17 protein-coding genes are annotated in these 16644 nt (G+C 71.7%); 11 read left to right on the top strand and 6 right to left on the bottom strand.

The annotated features are described in order from the left end of the window. Window positions 1-152: 152 nt before the first annotated feature. A complete protein-coding gene (locus tag AB0H56_RS22690; RefSeq protein ID WP_357166587.1) occupies window positions 153-764 on the bottom strand; it encodes a hypothetical protein in 612 nt (203 codons plus the stop codon). 79 nt (window positions 765-843) lie between these two features. Between AB0H56_RS22690 and AB0H56_RS22685 the strand changes: the two genes are divergently transcribed. Beyond that, complete coding sequence (locus AB0H56_RS22685; RefSeq protein ID WP_357166584.1) at window positions 844-1665, top strand: acyl-CoA thioesterase II; 822 nt, start codon at window positions 844-846, stop codon at window positions 1663-1665. Window positions 1666-1729: 64 nt separating this feature from the next. Here the strand turns inward: AB0H56_RS22685 and AB0H56_RS22680 are convergent, their stop codons facing one another. After that, entirely contained in the window at window positions 1730-3424 is a 1695-nt protein-coding gene (locus AB0H56_RS22680; RefSeq protein WP_357166624.1) for an APC family permease, read from the bottom strand. A 211-nt stretch (window positions 3425-3635) separates the two neighbouring features. On the opposite strand from AB0H56_RS22680, the gene pdxT reads away from it, so the two are divergent. Next, the gene (gene pdxT, locus AB0H56_RS22675) at window positions 3636-4256 is read left to right on the top strand and encodes a pyridoxal 5'-phosphate synthase glutaminase subunit PdxT (protein WP_357166581.1); all 621 of its coding nucleotides are present in this window, start codon (window positions 3636-3638) and stop codon (window positions 4254-4256) included. A 91-nt stretch (window positions 4257-4347) separates the two neighbouring features. After that, a complete protein-coding gene (locus AB0H56_RS22670) occupies window positions 4348-5103 on the top strand; it encodes a YebC/PmpR family DNA-binding transcriptional regulator (RefSeq protein ID WP_110035640.1) in 756 nt (251 codons plus the stop codon). A 58-nt stretch (window positions 5104-5161) separates the two neighbouring features. On the opposite strand, the gene AB0H56_RS22665 is transcribed toward AB0H56_RS22670, so the two are convergent. After that, window positions 5162-5656, bottom strand: a complete 495-nt coding sequence (locus tag AB0H56_RS22665) for an SRPBCC domain-containing protein (RefSeq protein WP_357166578.1) — start codon at window positions 5654-5656, stop codon at window positions 5162-5164. 102 nt (window positions 5657-5758) lie between these two features. On the opposite strand from AB0H56_RS22665, the gene AB0H56_RS22660 reads away from it, so the two are divergent. Beyond that, a complete protein-coding gene (locus AB0H56_RS22660) occupies window positions 5759-6268 on the top strand; it encodes an O-acetyl-ADP-ribose deacetylase (RefSeq protein ID WP_357166575.1) in 510 nt (169 codons plus the stop codon). A gap of 3 nt (window positions 6269-6271) precedes the next feature. Here AB0H56_RS22660 and AB0H56_RS22655 read toward each other — a convergent pair whose 3' ends face one another. Beyond that, window positions 6272-6967, bottom strand: a complete 696-nt coding sequence (locus tag AB0H56_RS22655; protein ID WP_357166572.1) for a FadR/GntR family transcriptional regulator — start codon at window positions 6965-6967, stop codon at window positions 6272-6274. 202 nt (window positions 6968-7169) lie between these two features. On the opposite strand from AB0H56_RS22655, the gene AB0H56_RS22650 reads away from it, so the two are divergent. The 5 genes from AB0H56_RS22650 to AB0H56_RS22630 all read left to right on the top strand — a co-directional run bounded on the left by AB0H56_RS22650 (window position 7170) and on the right by AB0H56_RS22630 (window position 12464). Beyond that, window positions 7170-8306, top strand: a complete 1137-nt coding sequence (locus AB0H56_RS22650; protein WP_357166569.1) for an acetamidase/formamidase family protein — start codon at window positions 7170-7172, stop codon at window positions 8304-8306. Continuing rightward, on the top strand, window positions 8303-9709 hold the full coding sequence (locus AB0H56_RS22645; RefSeq protein ID WP_357166566.1) for an amidase family protein: 1407 nt from the start codon (window positions 8303-8305) through the stop codon (window positions 9707-9709). Before AB0H56_RS22650 ends, AB0H56_RS22645 begins: the two co-directional genes overlap by 4 nt. Window positions 9710-9791: 82 nt before the next feature. Beyond that, window positions 9792-10763 (top strand): ABC transporter substrate-binding protein, encoded by a 972-nt coding sequence (locus AB0H56_RS22640; protein ID WP_357166563.1) that lies wholly within the window; start codon window positions 9792-9794, stop codon window positions 10761-10763. Then, on the top strand, window positions 10760-11638 hold the full coding sequence (locus AB0H56_RS22635; RefSeq protein WP_357166560.1) for an ABC transporter permease: 879 nt from the start codon (window positions 10760-10762) through the stop codon (window positions 11636-11638). Before AB0H56_RS22640 ends, AB0H56_RS22635 begins: the two co-directional genes overlap by 4 nt. Window positions 11639-11657: 19 nt before the next feature. Continuing rightward, window positions 11658-12464, top strand: a complete 807-nt coding sequence (locus AB0H56_RS22630) for an ABC transporter ATP-binding protein (RefSeq protein WP_357166557.1) — start codon at window positions 11658-11660, stop codon at window positions 12462-12464. Window positions 12465-12478: 14 nt separating this feature from the next. Here the strand turns inward: AB0H56_RS22630 and AB0H56_RS22625 are convergent, their stop codons facing one another. Then, window positions 12479-13741 (bottom strand): amidohydrolase family protein, encoded by a 1263-nt coding sequence (locus AB0H56_RS22625; protein ID WP_357166554.1) that lies wholly within the window; start codon window positions 13739-13741, stop codon window positions 12479-12481. 81 nt (window positions 13742-13822) lie between these two features. After that, window positions 13823-14476, bottom strand: coding sequence for a GntR family transcriptional regulator (locus tag AB0H56_RS22620; protein WP_357166551.1), 654 nt, complete (start codon window positions 14474-14476; stop codon window positions 13823-13825). Window positions 14477-14659: 183 nt separating this feature from the next. Between AB0H56_RS22620 and AB0H56_RS22615 the strand changes: the two genes are divergently transcribed. Together AB0H56_RS22615 and AB0H56_RS22610 are read left to right on the top strand one after the other, a co-directional pair. After that, window positions 14660-15406 carry a sulfite exporter TauE/SafE family protein gene (locus AB0H56_RS22615; protein ID WP_357166548.1) on the top strand — a complete coding sequence of 249 codons (747 nt, stop codon included), beginning with the start codon at window positions 14660-14662 and terminating at the stop codon, window positions 15404-15406. A 31-nt stretch (window positions 15407-15437) separates the two neighbouring features. Then, window positions 15438-16640 (top strand): amidohydrolase, encoded by a 1203-nt coding sequence (locus AB0H56_RS22610; RefSeq protein ID WP_357166545.1) that lies wholly within the window; start codon window positions 15438-15440, stop codon window positions 16638-16640. Window positions 16641-16644: the final 4 nt, after the last annotated feature.

The following is a 16644-nucleotide window of genomic DNA, read 5'->3' as shown; positions in this document are numbered from 1 at the left end:
TTCGTGGCCGAGGAGGGCAAGTGGAAGGTCCAGAAGTCGTGGGCCTGCACCATGTTGACCAACCTGGGTCAGCAGTCGGTCGCCTGCGCCTGACCGAATCCGCGAGAGCCCCGGCCGGAGCACGGCCGGGGCTTTCGTGTGTCCGGACGTGATCAGTCGACGCGCAGGGCGGCGCGGTCGGGATGGTCCCAGCGCAGCGTCCAGGTGGCGGTCTCGGGATGCTCGGCGGCGTGCGCGCGCAGGGCGGGCAGTGTCCAGTGCTGGTCCGGTGGCGTGCGCCGCAACGCCGCCTGGTCGCTCAGTTCGAGGCGCAGGGTGAGGTCGAAGTCGAGATCGCGGCCGAGCAGCATCGGCCCCGCCAGCACCAGTACGAGATCGGCCTCGGCCTCGCGCACGGCGGCCCGCGCGGACCGATCCCGCTGCTCGTCCCACAGCGCGGGCAGCCAGCGCCCGGCCGAACGCATCGGGCCGAGGATCTCGCGGCGCACCGCGGCGTAGTCGAACCAGGCTGTGCGATAGGACCATTCGTCGTCGCGGCCGTACTCCATCCGCAACGAGGCGGGCCGCACGAACGCGTGCAGCGAGACCACCGCCGCCGAGCGCCCGCGGGACCGGATCGTGGCCGCGATCCGGTCGGCCTGCTCCGTCGGTGCCGCGGCGTCGGCGCCGTCGACGGCGAGCACGCGCCGCCCCGGCAGCCCGGTCAGCCGGTCGGCGACGAGACCCGCCAGCGTCGCGGGCGAGGTGGGCGTGAACGACGGCATCGACCTATCACAGCAAATTCCGGGCCGTCGCGCCGAGCCGGGCAGACCGGACAGTCGGCGACGGGATAATCTCGAGCGCATGGCGACTATCGAAGAGGCGCTCGAGATCGAGCAGCTGGAACGGGACATCTTCCGTGGCGCGGCCACCGAATCCCAGCTGACGCGCACCTTCGGCGGTCAGGTCGCGGGCCGGGCCCTGGTCTCGGCGGTGCGCACCGTCGACCCCGCCTTCCAGGTGCACTCGCTGCACGGCTACTTCCTGCGGCCGGGAAACCCGGAGGAACCGACCGTCTATCTGGTCGAACGCATCCGCGACGGCCGCTCCTTCTGCACCCGCCGGGTCACCGGCGTGCAGGACGGACAGGCGATCTTCACGATGTCGGCCTCGTTCCACCGCGGCGACGAGGGGCCCGAGCACCAGGACGTGATGCCGCCGGTCGACGGGCCGGACGACCTGCCCGACGCGAGTGTCAGCATGAGCCCCGAACGGCTCTGGGCGATGCGCGAATGGGAGCACTGGGACATCCGGGTGGTCCCGGCCGAGCAGGTGACCTCCCGCGACGGCGTCGTCTCCCAGCAGCAGGTGTGGTTCCGGTACCGGCATCCGCTGCCCGACGATCCGATGTTCCACGTCTGCACCCTCGCCTACATGAGCGACATGACCCTGCTCGGCTCCTCGAAGGTCGCCCACCCGGGCGAGCCCACCCAGGACGCCTCCCTCGACCACGCCATGTGGTTCCTGCGCCCGTTCCGCGCCGACGAATGGCTGCTCTACGACCAGTCCTCGCCCTCGGCCGGCTTCGGCCGCGCGCTGACCGGCGGCAAGATCTGGGACCGCGAGGGCAACCTGGTCGCCGCGGTCGTCCAGGAGGGCCTGATCCGGACGCCGCGCCACAAGTAGCCGGCGGAACCGGCGCGGGTGGCCGCCGCACCGGTTCCGGCATCCCTCGGCCTCGGCCGGGGTCTCAGCGCACCTGCACGCGCAGGTGGCACACCACGGTGTCGGTCATCTTGCGCAGCACGCGTTCGAGTTCGTCGCTGCGGTGGCTGGGCAGGACGCGCTCCCACCCCGTGGGCGGTTCGACCTCGGCGATCACCACGACCTTGCGCCGACCGGCGAAATGCGCGCGGACATAGGCGGCCACGGGTCCGCCGACCGTCGCGTCACTGTCCTCGAGCAGGACCAGGCGCACCTCGGGATGCCACGCCTCCCAGGCCTTGGCGAACGCGGCCGTCGACTCGCCCGGCAGGCAGACGTGTACCGCGGTGACGTCGTCCCCGATCGACATGGCCGCCGACAACGCCTCCCGGCTGAGTTCGCACACCTCGGCGATCGGCACGATGATGGCGGTGCCCGTCGGGCGCGGCTGCGCGGGCAGCACACCGGCGGTGCCGCGCGAGTGCCCGATCCTGGTGTAGGCGTTGCGGATCCGCTCCATCCCGATCATGAGCACGGGCAGGACGAGCACGATCAGCCAGGCGCCCTCGGCGAACTTCATCACGGTGGTGACGACGGCGGCCACGAACGTCAGCACCGCGCCGAAGCCGTTGAGCGCGATCCGCCACCGCCAGCCCTCGGTACGGGTCAGCCACCAGTGCCGGACCATGCCGGTCTGGGCGATGGTGAACCCGACGAACACGCCGATCGCGAACAGGGGGACGAGCGCGTTCATGTTGCCCGCCGCGGCCACCAGCAGCACCGCGGCGCTCACGCCGAGCGTCAGCACGCCGTAGCGGTAGACCTGGCGCGGGGTCGCGACGGCGAACCGGTGCGGCAGGCAGTTGTCGTCGGCGAGCAGCCGGGTCAGCGTCGGCAGCCCGCCGTAGGAGGTGTTCGCGGCCAGCGCCAGCAGCACCACCGTCGCGAACTGCACGATGTAATAGCCGACGCCGTGACCGAGGGCCGCCTCGGTCAGTTGCGACAGCACGGTGGTGCCCTCGATCGGCCGCAGCGAGAACTTCTCGATCAGCACCGCCAGCCCGATCAGCATCGTGCCGAGCAGCAGCCCCAGCGCGACCTCGGCCCGCTGCGCGCGCCGCACACGGGGTTCCTGGAAACTCGGCACCGCGTTGGCGATCGCCTCCACGCCGGTCAGCGCCGCGCAGCCGCTGGAGAACGCCTTGAGCAACAGCAGGACCCCGACGGTGTGGATATCGCTCACCGCGGCCGTGCCCGCGGTGACGGCCGCCGGTTCGGTGCGCGGCAGCCCGCCGATGATCACCACGAAGATACCGGCCACGAACACCGCTGTCGGAATCATGAACGCGCGGGCGCTCTCGGTGATGCCGAGCAGGTTCAGCGCGGTGATGCCGACCAGCACCGCCAGGCAGATCCCCACCGTGTACTCGTGCAGCGCGGGGAACGCCGAGGTCAGCGCCGCGACGCCGGCGGCGAGGGAGACCGCCACATTGAGCACGTAGTCCACGATCAGCGACGCCGCCGCCAGCAGGCTGGTGCGGTGCCCGAGGTGCCGCTTGGCCACCGCGTAGGCGCCGCCACCGTTCGGAAACGCCGCGATGACCTGCCGGTAGGAGGCGATGAGGACCGCGAGGAGCGCGGCGATGGCCAGCGTCACCGGCAGGGTCATGCCGAGGCCGAGACCGCCCGCGGTGGCCAGCACCAGGACGATCGCCTCGGGACCGTAGGAGACCGACGCCATCGCGTCCAGGGACAGACCGGCCAGCCCGGTCGAGACAGTGAGCCCGCGGCGGTGCGGGACGATCGGCGCAGGTCCGGGGCTCCTGCGCGGCAGAAGTGCAATCACCCTTGTGAGTGTCGACCTGTCCGGCGCGAATGCACCCGGCGTTGACGCAACCTTGATGGCGACCGTGAGCGGGCGCACAACGGGGCGCCTCGTAAGCTCAGCGGCTGTGAACGCAACCTCCGCTGCCGCCCGGCCGACCATCGGCGTCCTCGCGCTCCAGGGTGACGTGCGCGAACACGTTGCGGCGCTGGACCACTGTGGCGCCGACGCGGTACTGGTGCGGCGCGAATCCGAGCTGGCCGCCGTCGACGGCCTGGTGCTGCCCGGCGGCGAGTCCACCGCCATCTCCAAGCTGCTGCAGGCCTTCGAGCTGCTCGAACCGCTGCGCGCGCGGCTGCGCGACGGGATGCCCGCGTTCGGCTCCTGCGCGGGCATGATCCTGCTGGCTTCGGAGGTCCTCGACACCAGGCCCGACGCCCAGCACCTGTCCGGCATCGATATGACGGTGCGCCGCAACGCCTTCGGACGCCAGGTCGATTCCTTCGAGACCGACCTGGCGTTCGCCGGTCTCGACACGCCGGTGCGGGCGGTGTTCATCCGCGCGCCGTGGGTCGAGCGGGTCGGTGACGGCGTCGAGGTGCTGGCGCGAGTCCCGCAGGGTCCGGCGCAGGGCCGCATCGTCGCCGCAAGGCAGGGCAATGTCGTGGCGACCTCCTTCCATCCCGAGGTGACCGGCGATCTGCGGGTGCACGAACTGTTCGTCGACCTCGTTCGTTCGGCACGGTAACGCCCGCGTCCACGGGCGCGGGTGGTCCGAGTAGGCTGGATCGAGCTTGTCCGCCCGGGCAGACGCGCAACCGACCTGAAGGAAGTAGGGCATGAGCGGCCACTCCAAATGGGCCACCACCAAGCACAAGAAGGCGGGAATCGACGCCAAGCGCGGCAAACTCTTCGCCAAGCTGATCAAGAACATCGAGGTGGCGGCCCGCACCGGTGGTAGTGACCCTGCGGGCAACCCGACGCTGTACGACGCCATCCAGAAGGCGAAGAAGTCGTCGGTCCCCAACGACAACATCGAGCGCGCCCGCAAGCGCGGCGGCGGCGAGGAAGCCGGCGGCGCCGACTGGCAGACGATCATGTACGAGGGCTACGGCCCCAACGGTGTCGCCGTGCTGATCGAGTGCCTCACCGACAACCGCAACCGTGCCGCGGGCGAGGTGCGCGTCGCCATGACCCGCAACGGCGGCAACATGGCCGACCCCGGCTCGGTGGCCTACCTGTTCGGCCGCAAGGGCGTGGTGACCCTCGACAAGAACGGCCTGTCCGAGGACGACATCCTCGAGCACGTCCTCGACGCGGGCGCCGAAGAGGTCAACGACCTCGGCGAGTCCTTCGAGATCATCAGCGAGCCCGGCGATCTGATCGCGGTGCGCAGCGCGCTGCAGGCCGCGGGCATCGACTACGACTCGGCCGAGTCGGGCTTCCAGGCCTCGGTCTCGGTGGCCGTCGACGTCGAGGGCGCGCGCAAGGTGTTCAAGCTGGTCGACGCGCTCGAGGACAGCGACGACGTGCAGAACGTCTACACCAATGTCGAGATCTCCGACGAGGTGGCCGCGCAGCTCGACGACGAGTGAGCTGTCGCGAACAACGCACAGCCCCGGCCGGGAACGGCTGGGGCTGTGCGCGTTTCGGCTAGGCGGCGCGGTAGTACTCGGCCATGGCCGGGTAGTAGTCGGCGAAATCCGGGCGCGCGGTGTTGGTGCAGGCCGCGACGAACATGTCGGCGTAGTACTCCCACCCCGGCCCGATCTGCGGGATCTCCGCCAGCTGGTACTCCGAGGTGAGGTGGTGCACCAGGCGCACCTCGGTGGCCGCGCCGGTGTCGAGCAGCGCCACCTCCAGCCGCCACACACCGATCTGATCGGTCGAGGACAGGCCGAGGCGCAGCGGCGGGGTGCAGTCGTCGATGTGCATGGCGGTCCACGGCTGCCCCTCCTCGAAGCGCATCCGCACCCGGATGGTGTTGCCCGCGCCGGGCTCGCCCTCCCAGGTGCCGTACCAGCCCTCGGTGAGATCCGGGTCGGTCAGCCGCCCCCAGACCTCCTCGATGGGCAACCCCAGCGACCGGACGATCACCAGATCCCGGCCCTCGGGCGTCGACACGATCTCGCCGGTGGGAATGGGCATGCGCGGTCCTCCTCGATGCGGTGGCGTGTCGAACTGCGACGAGGTCGACGGTACGCCGATATCGAGTGGTGTCGCGCGCGGTGCGGCCAGCACAATGGAGCGATGACGCGAATCGAGGCGGTGCGCGGGGACATCACCGAACAGCGGGTCGACGCGGTGGTCAACGCCGCGAATTCCTCGTTGCTCGGCGGCGGCGGTGTCGACGGCGCCATCCACCGCAAGGGCGGGCCCGAGATCCTGTCGGCATGCCGCGATCTGCGCGCCTCGCAGTACGGCAGGGGCCTGCCGACCGGGCAGGCGGTGGCCACGACCGCGGGCCGCCTGCCCGCGCGCTGGGTGATCCACACCGTCGGCCCGGTCTGGTCGGCGACCGAGGACCGCTCGGCCCTGCTCGCCTCCTGCTACCGCGAATCCCTGCGCGTGGCAACCGAACTCGGTGCGCAAACGGTCGCCTTCCCGGCCATCTCGACCGGCATCTACGGCTGGCCGATGGACGACGGCGCCCGCATCGCCGTCGAGACGGTGCGCTCGGCGGACCCGACCGTCGACGAGGTGCGCTTCGTCCTGTTCGACGACCGGGCGCTGGCGGTGTTCGCCGCCGCCCTCGGCTGAGTGTTATCGGGGCGAGCTGATCTCCCTGACCTCGCGCAGGTGCTGTTCCATCGCGGCGGCCGCGCCCGGTCCGTCGTTGGCGTCGATCGCGCGCAGGATCTCCCGGTGTCCGTGCACGGAGACCCGGCGGCCCAGGGGCGTGCGGTGCGAGAGCACCCGGGTGCGCCTTGTCCATTCCGTGGTCATCGTGCACAGCGTCACCAGCAGGGGATTCTGGGCCGAATGCGCCAGCAGCGTATGGAATTCGATATCGAGTGCCATCGAATGCTCGGGGCCGAGCGACTCGTCGGACCGGTCGAGGACATCGTGGAGCGAGAGCAGGTTCGATTCCACCGCCCGCTGGGCGGCGAGCTGGGCGATGCGCGGTTCGACCAGCTCGCGCAGCTCGGTCGCGTAGCCGAGTTCGATGTCGAGCTCGGCGAGATTGTCGTGGAGTTCGGCCGCCCCGCGAGGGAGATCGGTGACCGTGCTGCCGCGGCCCTGCCTGCGGTCGACCAGCTTCTTGGATTCGAGTTCGAACATCGCCTCGCGCAGCGAGGACCGCGAGACCTGGAGCGTGGCCGCCAGTTCTCGTTCCGGGGGCAGCCGATCGCCGGCACGCAGGGCGCCGTCGATGATCAGCCGTTCGAGGTGCGCGGCCACCTCGGCGCTGACACTGCCGGTCCGGCGCTGGAGCGGGGGAATGGGCGCGAAATTCACGGCGTCGGGCCTCTCACGATCCGGAGATTGGTCCGGCCAATCCTATCGCAGGCCGCGCGGGCGCCCTCGTATTGCTGGCGCGTAAATCCTCTGTTACGCACGTTTCGCCCGGTCGCAGCCTGATTGATAGTGGCATACCGTTACGGAATCAAATGGTCGGACCAATGGTCGACATCGGCTCATCGACAGCGGAGGAACCACGGTGACCGCAGTGGCAGGCGACCAGATCGCGCCCCCTTTCCCGGTCCTGCAGCAGGGCAGCGGCCTCGCCCAGGGAACGAGCTACGTCCCCGCCGATCCCGCCCGCGTGCTGTGGGGCAGGCTGCCACGCGCCGGCGATCCGCCGGTGCGGACGGTGGCACCCGGCGCGACGGTCGTGATCGACACGATCAGCCACGAGGGCCTGCTCGACGACCAGGGTTCGGACCCGGTCGCCTACTTCGGCGGCCACGGCGTGGCCAGGGACCAGATCCTCGACGACGCGGTCGAACTGGTCGCGCTGCGGACCCGCGAGGCCGGGGCGGGCCCGCACCTCGTCACCGGGCCGATCGCGGTCGACGGGGCACGTCCGGGCGATCTGCTCGCCGTCCGGGTCGAGCACCTGGCCCTGCGCGCGCCCTACGGCGTCATCTCCACCCGGCACGGTCGCGGGATGCTGGCAGGCACGGCCCACGACGGGGCCTACGGCCAGTTCTGCACGGTGACCGGGGAGCCCGGCGCGTGGTTCGGCGCCATGCCGATCGCGCCGGGCAGCACGCACCTGGCGCGCTTCCCGCTGGCGCCGTTCCTCGGCATCATGGGTGTCGCCACCGCGACCGCCGAGCGGGCGCACTCGGTGCCGCCCGGCGCGCACGGCGGCAACATCGACGTCAAGCTGCTCACCCCCGGCGCCACCCTGTTCCTGCCGGTCCAGGTGCCCGACGCGCTGTTCTACGTCGGGGACCCGCATTTCGCGCAGGGCGACGGTGAGGTCGCGCTCACCGCGCTGGAGGCGCCGCTGCGGGCCACGGTGCGGCTGGACCTGATCCCGGCCGAGCAGGTCGCCGATCTCGGCGTCGGCCCGTTCGCGGCGGGTCACGGTCTGGTCGTCCCGACCGGGCTCGACCCCGATCTGGACACCGCGCTGTCGCTGTGCGTCGGCAACGCGGTCGATCTGCTGGGTGCGCTGTTCGAGACCGATCCCCGCCGCGCCTACCTCTACCTCAGCGCCGCCGCCGATTTCACCGTCTCCCAGGCCGTCGACCTGACCAGGGGCGTGCACGGCAAGATCCGGATCGCCGACTTCGCGCACACCGCGCACACCGAGCTGGCTCGATTCGTCCTGGAGCGGGCCCGGTGAGCGCGCCGGTGCGCAACGCGCCGGACACCACGGTGTGGCGCGAGGTCGGCGCACCGCTGGTGCCCGCGACGGCCACCGGCCCACTCACCGGGCACACCGTCGCGGTCAAGGATCTGTTCGCGGTGGCCGGGTACCCCCTCGGCGCCGGGGTCGGGGACTTTCTCGCCGGGCGCGCACCCGAACCCCGGCACGCCACCGTCGTGGCCGCGCTCCTCGCCGCGGGCGCCGACCTCACCGGCATCGCCACCACCGACGAGTTCGCGTACAGCATCACCGGCGGCAACGGCCGCACCGGAATGCCGGTGAATCCCGCGGCGCCACAGCGGGTTCCGGGCGGCTCGTCCAGCGGACCCGCCGTCGCGGTCGCGCGGGGTGAGGCGAGCATCGGGCTCGGCACCGACACCGCGGGCTCGATCCGGGTACCCGGCGCGTACCAGGGACTCTGGGGAATCCGGACCACGCACGGCAGTCTCGACACCACCGGCCTGCTCCCGCTGGCCCCGTCGTTCGACACGATCGGCTGGCTCGCCCGCGACGCGGACACCCTCGCCGCCGTCGCCGATGCAGTGTTTGCCGCGCGGCAGGCTCCGGCCGACCGGAGCCGCTCAGCCCCGGATACCCCGCCAGACGGTCGCCGGATCGGTGGAGTGCGCTCCGCCACAACGGATTTCGGGGCGCGGGCGGCGGCTTCCGGTGCGGCGGGTGCGGCGGACGGAAGCAGCGTCGCACCCGAACTCGGCCCCGCCGCGTCCAGGCCGGCGGGTGCCCGGAGCCGGGCGGCGGCAGCGCCGCGGGTGCCGGGTGCGGTGGAGCGAACCGAACCAGGGCGATTCGTGGTCGATCCGGCGTTGTGCGCCGCCGCGCCGTCGTCGGCCGAGCAGTGCCTGCGGGCCGCACGCGAACTCGGTGCCGCACCGGTCGCTCTCGGCGCCGAGCTGGACCGCTGGTTCGGTGCCTTCCGGACCGTGCAGGCGTACGAGGCGTGGGCCGCGCACGGCGACTGGATCGTCGCCCATCCTGGCGCCCTCGAAACCGAAGTGGCCGACAGGTTCGCCTGGGCGGCAACGGTCACCGATGAGGGTGCCGCCGCCGCACGGAATCTCGTGGCCCAGGCGTCGGCGCGAATCACCGATGCCGTGGGCGACGGGGTACTGCTGCTGCCGACCACGGCCGGTCCGCCCCCGTATCGCGATGCCGCCGCCCGCACTCGCGATGCCGCGCGCACCGCCACCCTGCGCCTGACCTGTCTCGCCGCGATCGCGGGCCTGCCCGCGGTGACCCTGCCGCTGCCGCGTTGCGGCGGGCTGCCCATCGGGTTGTGCATGCTCGGCGCGGCCCACACCGACCACGCGCTGATCGGGCTGGCCGCACGGTGCGCACCGGCCCTCACCGGTTCCGCCTGACCGCCCGTTCGCACGACCGCCGTCCCGACGGCGTGAATCCGGCATCGCGGGCGGCGGCGCCGGACTCCCGAGAGGAATCACCATGAAACATCCACCGCGCCGCCTGCTGTCGGCGCTGCTCACCGCACTGACGCTGGTCCTCGGACTGACCGCGTGTATCGCCACACCCGATACCACCGGCGCGGGAGACACGATCAAGATCGGCACCCTGCGCGGCCAACCGCACCTCTACGCGCCCTACTTCATGCAGCGGTTCGCCCCCTCGGGCACCACCTACGACATCGTGCTGTTCGAGAACTCACCCGACATCAAGAACGCGCTCGCCTCGGGCGCCATCGACTTCGGTGTCCTCGGCGCCCCGTCGATGCTGGCGGGCAGCGCGGCAGGCCAGGACGTCCGCATCGTGGCCTCGGCCGCCGACGGCGGGTCGGCGTTCGTCGGGAAACCGGAGATCGTGACACCGAACGACCTGCGCGGCAAGAAGATCGGCTTCCCGCCCGGCTCCTCCCAGGAGATCGTGCTGAAGCTGACTCTGCGCGCCAACGGCCTCGACCCGGCGACCGACGTCCAGCTGGTGAACCTGGCCTACTCGGATATGGCCAACGCCTACAAGTCCGGGCAGATCGACGCCTTCCTCAGCGCCGAGACCGCGCCGTCGATCGTCAAACAGGTCGGCGCGCACGCGATCGTCTCGCCCTACGACACCCCCATCGGCGGGGTGAACATCGTCTTCGGCACCAGGGGCGCGCTGATCGAGCAGAATCGCGAGCGCGTCCAGCAGACCGTGCGCAGCTTCGTCCAGGCCATCGAGTTCATGAAGGGCGATCACCAGGCATGGGTCGACGGGCTCGTCAGCACCTTCGGCCTGGACCGCGCGATCGTCGAGACCGCGACCGGGAACGTCTGGCTGCGCTGGGAACTCGACGACGCGTACCGCGGCCGGGTCGGCGCGCTCGCCGAGCAGATGCGGGCCTTCGACCAGCTGGCCCGCATGCCGGACCTGACGAAGGTCTTCGACACCGGGTTCCTCGCCGCGGCGGGCGTCGGACGATGACCGCCCTGGCCACCCCGCCCACCGAACGGCAGACCACATCGCGGGCCGCCGGCGCACGCGGGCCGGTGCGGCTGCCCGGCCGAGTGTTCGCCGTGCTGTGGGCGCTGCCGGTCCCGCTGCTGCTCGGGCTGCTGTGGGATCGCGGCGTCGCGGGCGGCTGGACGCTGCCGTTCGGCATCCAGATGCGGTTCCTGCCCACGCCCGCCGAGGTCGCGCGCCGGCTGGTCGACCTCGCGGTCGGCGGCGTCATCGACGACACCTACAGCGGCACCCTCTGGCTGCACCTGTACGCCAGCACCCTGCGGGTGGTGCAGGGTTTCGCGTTCGCCGCCGCCGTCGCGATCCCACTCGGGATCGTGATGGGCCGCTCCAGAGTGGTGTACCGGATGCTCGAACCGACCATCAACCTCGTGCGCCCGATCCCGGTCACCGCCTGGGCGCCGCTGTCGCTGCTGATCATCGGCTTCGGTGATCGCTCGACCATCTTCCTGGTGTTCCTGGCCGCGGTGTTCTCGATCCTGCTCAACACGATCGCCGGGGTGCGCGCCGTCCCGGAACGGCTGCTCGAGGCCGCCGCGATGCTGGGCACCCCGCCCGCGCACACGCTGTACAAGGTGGTGCTGCCCGCCGCGGTGCCGAGCATCGTCGCCGGACTGCGCATCGCGCTCGGTCTGTCCTGGGTGATCCTGGTCGTCGGTGAGACGGTCGGCATCCGGATCGGGCTGGGCGCGTTGATCACCCAGGCCAGAGAGCAGTCACGGACCGATCTGATCATCGCGGTGATGATCGTGATCGGGTTGGCCGGATTCCTCGCCGACCGGCTGCTGATGCTGCTGGTCCGGCTCCTCGCGCGCCGCAGGCCGCTGCTTCCCTGACCACACAGACAGGACCACCATGAGGATCTACTCCACCCGCCGTCGCCCGCACCGCCCGGCGCGGATCGTCGTCGACGGACTCGGCAAGCGTTACCCCGGCGCGCCCGGGCTCGCCGTCGACGGTGTCGAACTCGACATCGCCGCAGGGGAATTCGTCTGTGTGGTCGGGGCGAGCGGCTGCGGCAAATCGACGCTGCTGCGCATTCTCGCCGGCTTCGAGGACACCACCACCGGCACCGTCACCGTCGGTGACGAGCCGATCAGCGGGCCGGGACCCGAGCTCGGGGTGGTCTTCCAGGACTACGGGCTGTTCCCGTGGCTGACCGTCGCCGAGAACATCGCCTACGGACCGAGACAGGCCAGGATGACCCGCCCCGACATCCGCGAGATCACCGACCGCTGGCTCGACACCGTCGGCCTCACCCGGGTTCGCACGTCGTTCCCGCATCAGCTCTCCGGCGGCATGCAGCAGCGGGTCGCGATCGCGCGGGTGCTGGCCAACAGTCCCGCGGTCCTGCTGATGGACGAACCGTTCGGCGCGCTCGACGCGCTCACCCGCACGGACATGCAGGCGGAACTGAAACGCATCCACCGCGAGACGGCGGTGACCGTCGTGTTCGTCACCCACGGCATCGACGAGGCGGTGTACCTGGCCGATCGCGTGGTGGTGATGGCGGGCGGCTCGGCCCACGGCAACGCCGGTCATGTGCGCGAGATCGTCGAGATCGACCTGCCCGCCGAACGGGACTCCACCACACCGGAATTCAACGCCTACAAGCGGCGCATCGATGCGCTGGTCCACCAGGGAAACCACACCACGGTCTGAGGCGGGTGGGTCGGTCAGCGCACGGGTGCGGGCCGCAGGATCTCGGTCGTGCGGGTGGTGCGGGCGACGATCCGGCCCGCCTTCACGACGAAGCAGCGGTCGGGGCGATCCAGGAGTGCGTCGGCCACGCGGTGGGTGCCGAGGACGACGAGGTCGGCCCGCGCGCCTGCCCGGAGGCCGTGCCGGTCGCCGATGCCGAGCACGGCCGCGGCATCGGTGGTGGCCATGGCCAGCACGCGGCGTAGGTCGTCCGGGCTGCCGAGGTGGCCGGTCTGGGCGAGGAACAAGCCGATGTCGAGCAGGTCGGCGTTGCCGTAGGGCGTGAAGGCGTTGCGAATGTTGTTGGAGGAGTACGCGGTCGTGACTCCGGCCGCCCACAGTTCGCGCACCGGGGCGACCCCGCGGCGCACCGCCGTCTCGTCGCCGCGGCCGCCCAGATGCATGTCGGTGGCGGGCAGCGGGACCACCGCGACCCCGGCTTCGGCCAGGCGCGCCATCGTCGCCCGTCGCTCGGTGGGCGGGCGGCCCGCGAGGGAGGTGACGTGGCCGATCGCGACCCGGCCGCCCAGCCCCGCGCGTTCGGTCGCCGTGGCGATGTAGTCGGCCATGGCGAAGCGCGGATCGGTGGCGTCGTCGGCGAAATCGGCGTGGATGTCCACGGGGACACCGAATTCGGCGGCCAGCTCGAAGACCAGGTCGACGTGCCGCTCGCAGTCGGCGACATCGGCTTCGTTGTAGGAGCAGCCGCCGATCACGTCCGCGCCCCGCCGCAGCGCCGCGCGCAGCAGGTCCAGCGTGCCGGGCGCGCGGAGGATGCCCTCCTGCGGAAAGGCCACGATCTGCAGATCGATCAGGCCGCGGTACTCCTCGCGCAGCTCGACCAGCACGTCCACCCCGAGCAGCCCGACGATCGGGTCGACATCGGGGTGCGCGCGGATCGCGGTGGTGCCGTGGACGATCGCCTGGTCGAGTACCCGTCTGGCGCGGGCCGCCACGTCGGCGGCGGTGAAACCCCGTTTGAGCTCCCCGGTGACCGCGATGGCGCCCGCCAGGGTGTCGTCGGCCGCGGTGGCCCGCGCGTCCAGCAGCGCCTTGTCCAGATGCACATGCGGTTCGATCAAACCCGGGATGACCACCCGTGCGGCGCAGTCGATCTCGGACACCGCCCGGTACGGCAGCGCCGGCTCGACGGCGGTGATGATCCCGTCGGAGACGGCGATGTCGACGAGCTCGGCGTCGTCGGCGACGCGGGCGCGGCGCAGCATCAGATCGGCCACGGCAACCTCCTGAACACGAGGGGACCGTCTTTGTATACGACTGCCGTGTTTCCGGGGAAGGCGGGCGATGCTGCGGGCGTGTTACGTGTCCGCCGAACGGTCGCGCAGGCGGTAGGCGGACGCGGCGTGCGCGATGTGCTCGGCGACCACCGCGCCGGCGCGCTCGGCGTCGCCCGCTTCCAGCGCCGCGCAGATCTGCGCGTGCTCGTCCCAGGAGTCCTCGGCCCGGCGCGGCAGCTCGACCGCGTACACCCAGGCGATCTTCCAGCTGAGCTGGGTGATCAGCTGGGTCAGCAGCGCGCTGCCCGACGCCTCGGCCAGCACCTCGTGGAAGCGGCTGTTGAGCCGGGCCAGCTCGTCGAGCCTGCCGTCGCGCACCGCCTCCTGGCCGAGTGAGGTGAGTTCTTTGAGTCTGCCCAGCTGTTCGGGGCTGCGCCGGGTGGCCGCGCGGCTCGCGCACAGCGGCTCGAGCAGGGCGCGGATCTCGAGCAGATCAGCTGCCTCCGCCTCGGTCAGCTCGGCGACGAAGGTGCCCGCGTACGGCCGTGACGTGGCGAAACCCTCGGCTTCGAGGGTGCGCAGCGCCTCGCGTACCGGGACGCGCGAGACGCCGTAGCGCTCGGCCAGGGTGTCCTCGGTCAGGCGCTGGCCGGAGACGAAGTCGCCGCGGATGATGTCGTCGCGGATGGCCCGGCAGACCTGCTGGGGCGTCATCCGGCGCACGGTGCTGCTCACGTCGCCTCCAGGGTCGATCACGGTGGAAGTGCCGCACGGTTCGTCTACGATCCGCGGCCCGATATCCCTTGAATCTACGGCATACCGGCCTCGACCAGCCGGTGGTGCGGCTCACCGCCGCTCGCCGAGCCCCCTGACCTTCGGTCGTATACGATCGCGCCACGCTCTTTCGGAAAGGTTGTCATGGATCCCGTGCACATGGCCCTGCTGCTGGCCGCGGGTGTCGGCGCAGGTTTCTGCAACGCCATCGCCGGTGGCGGCAGCCTGCTGTCGTTTCCCGCCCTGCTGGCGTTCGGGCTGCCGCCGGTCACCGCGACCGTCACCAATGCCGTCGCGGTGTGGCCCGGCTACCTGGGCGGCGCCGCGGCGCTGCGCAAGCGGACGGGGGAGTACCGGGAACTGCTGCCGCGCCTGGTGATCACCGGGACCGCGGGCGCGCTCGGCGGCGTCCTCGTCCTGCTCGTCGCGCCGCCCGCGGTGTTCGCGGCGCTGGTGCCGTACCTGGTGCTCGGCGCGACCGCGCTGTTCGCCGCGCAGCCGTGGCTCTCGCGCGCACTGGCCGTGCGGCAGTCGGATTCGCGGCTCATGCTGTTCACCGGGGTGTTCCTCGGCGGCGCGTACGGCGCCTACTTCAACGGCGGGATGGGGATCGTCCTGCTGACCGCGCTCGCGCTCGGTCTCGACGCGTCCGCGCAGCTGCTCAACGGACTCAAGAGCGTGCTCACCGTCGCGGTGTCGACGACCGCGATGATCGCGGTCGCGCTGTTCGGTCCGGTGCACTGGCTCGCCGTGGCCATCCTGGCGCCCGCCTGTCTCGCAGGCGGTGTACTCGGCGCCCGGTTCACCGATCGCCTGCGGCCCACGGTGTTCCGCGGCGTCGTGATCGTCTTCGGTGCCGGTGCGGGCACCGCCCTGTTGCTCACCGCCTGACCAGGGCGGACGTCCCCGAGGAGGACCCGAGATGACCGAACTGCTCCTGCGCGGCGGCAGGCCGTGGACCCCCGGCCGCACGCCGACCCCGGCCGATGTGCATCTGCGCGACGGCCGGATCGCCGCCATCGGCACCGCGCTCGCCGCGCCCACCGCCGAGGTGATCGACCTCGACGGCGCGCTCGTGCTCCCCGGCCTGGTCGACACCCACTGCCACCTGGACAAGACCCTGTGGAGCGGGCCGTGGGTGCCGAACACGGGTGGCCGCACCCTGGCCGGGCGGATCGCCAACGGTGAGCGCCGTCGCGCCGAACTCGGCATTCCCCGTGTCGACTACGCGGGAAACCTGCTCGCCGCCATGGTCGCCGCGGGCACGACCCATGTCCGCAGTCACGTCGACGTCGATCCCGAGATCGGCCTCACCGGGGTGGAGGTGGTCCGCGCGGCCGCCGAACGGCACCGCGATCGCGTCGACGTGGAACTGGTCGCCTTCCCGCAGGGCGGCCTGCTCCGGCGCCCCGGCACCGCGAAGCTCCTCGAGGCGGCACTGGCCGAAGGGGTCGAGGTCATCGGCGGGCTCGACCCCGCCGGCTACGACAACGACGCCGCGGGGCACCTCGACCTCGTCTTCGGGCTGGCCGAGCGCTACGGCGCGAAGATCGATATCCACCTGCACGACGGCGGTTCCCTCGGCACCTGGCAGTTCGGCCTGATCATCGAACGCACCCGCGCGCTCGGTCTCGCGGGGCGAGTCACCATCAGCCACGCCTACGCGATGGGTCAACAGGAACCCGACGAGCAGCGCCGCATCGCCGACGAACTCGCGGCCGCTGGTGTCGCGATGGTGACCTGTGCGGTCGGCGAGGCGCCGGTGGTGCCGGTGCGGGTGATGGCCGCGGCCGGGGCCACGCTGGCGCTGGGCAACGACGGCATCCGCGATCTGTGGACGCCCTACGGCGACGGCGACATGCTGCGCCGCGTCGGCACCGTCGCCTACCGGGACCGCCTGGTCGCCGACGCGGAGATCGAGCTGGCGCTGCGGGCCGGAACCCACGGCGGCGCGGCGGTTCTCGGCCTCGCCGAGTACGGGCTGACGCCCGGTGCGCCCGCCGACCTGTGCGTCGTCGACGGCGCGACGCCCGCCGCCGCGGTGGTCGCGCTGCCGCCGCGCAAGCTGGTGCTCAAGCGCGGGCAGGTGGTCGCCGCGAACGGCGTGCTCCGCGACGGCGATTGATCGT

Origin of the sequence: Nocardia sp. NPDC050717 (genome assembly GCF_040654275.1) — a bacterium.
GTDB lineage: Bacteria > Actinomycetota > Actinomycetes > Mycobacteriales > Mycobacteriaceae > Nocardia.
Note: the sequence above shows the minus strand (reverse complement) of the source record. Positions and strands in the feature narration are given on the sequence as shown.

Excerpts from the sequence above, each read along its gene's own strand:
- AB0H56_RS22690 (WP_357166587.1), bottom strand. The coding sequence starts at position 764 with ATGCCGTCGTTCACGCCCACCTCGCCCGCGACGCTGGCGGGTCTCGTC.
- AB0H56_RS22685 (WP_357166584.1), top strand. The coding sequence starts at position 844 with ATGGCGACTATCGAAGAGGCGCTCGAGATCGAGCAGCTGGAACGGGAC.
- AB0H56_RS22640 (WP_357166563.1), top strand. The coding sequence starts at position 9,792 with ATGAAACATCCACCGCGCCGCCTGCTGTCGGCGCTGCTCACCGCACTG.
- AB0H56_RS22635 (WP_357166560.1), top strand. The coding sequence starts at position 10,760 with ATGACCGCCCTGGCCACCCCGCCCACCGAACGGCAGACCACATCGCGG.
- AB0H56_RS22615 (WP_357166548.1), top strand. The coding sequence starts at position 14,660 with ATGGATCCCGTGCACATGGCCCTGCTGCTGGCCGCGGGTGTCGGCGCA.
- AB0H56_RS22680 (WP_357166624.1), bottom strand. The coding sequence starts at position 3,424 with ATGGCGTCGGTCTCCTACGGTCCCGAGGCGATCGTCCTGGTGCTGGCC.
- AB0H56_RS22610 (WP_357166545.1), top strand. The coding sequence starts at position 15,438 with ATGACCGAACTGCTCCTGCGCGGCGGCAGGCCGTGGACCCCCGGCCGC.
- AB0H56_RS22660 (WP_357166575.1), top strand. The coding sequence starts at position 5,759 with ATGACGCGAATCGAGGCGGTGCGCGGGGACATCACCGAACAGCGGGTC.
- AB0H56_RS22630 (WP_357166557.1), top strand. The coding sequence starts at position 11,658 with ATGAGGATCTACTCCACCCGCCGTCGCCCGCACCGCCCGGCGCGGATC.
- AB0H56_RS22665 (WP_357166578.1), bottom strand. The coding sequence starts at position 5,656 with ATGCCCATTCCCACCGGCGAGATCGTGTCGACGCCCGAGGGCCGGGAT.
- AB0H56_RS22670 (WP_110035640.1), top strand. The coding sequence starts at position 4,348 with ATGAGCGGCCACTCCAAATGGGCCACCACCAAGCACAAGAAGGCGGGA.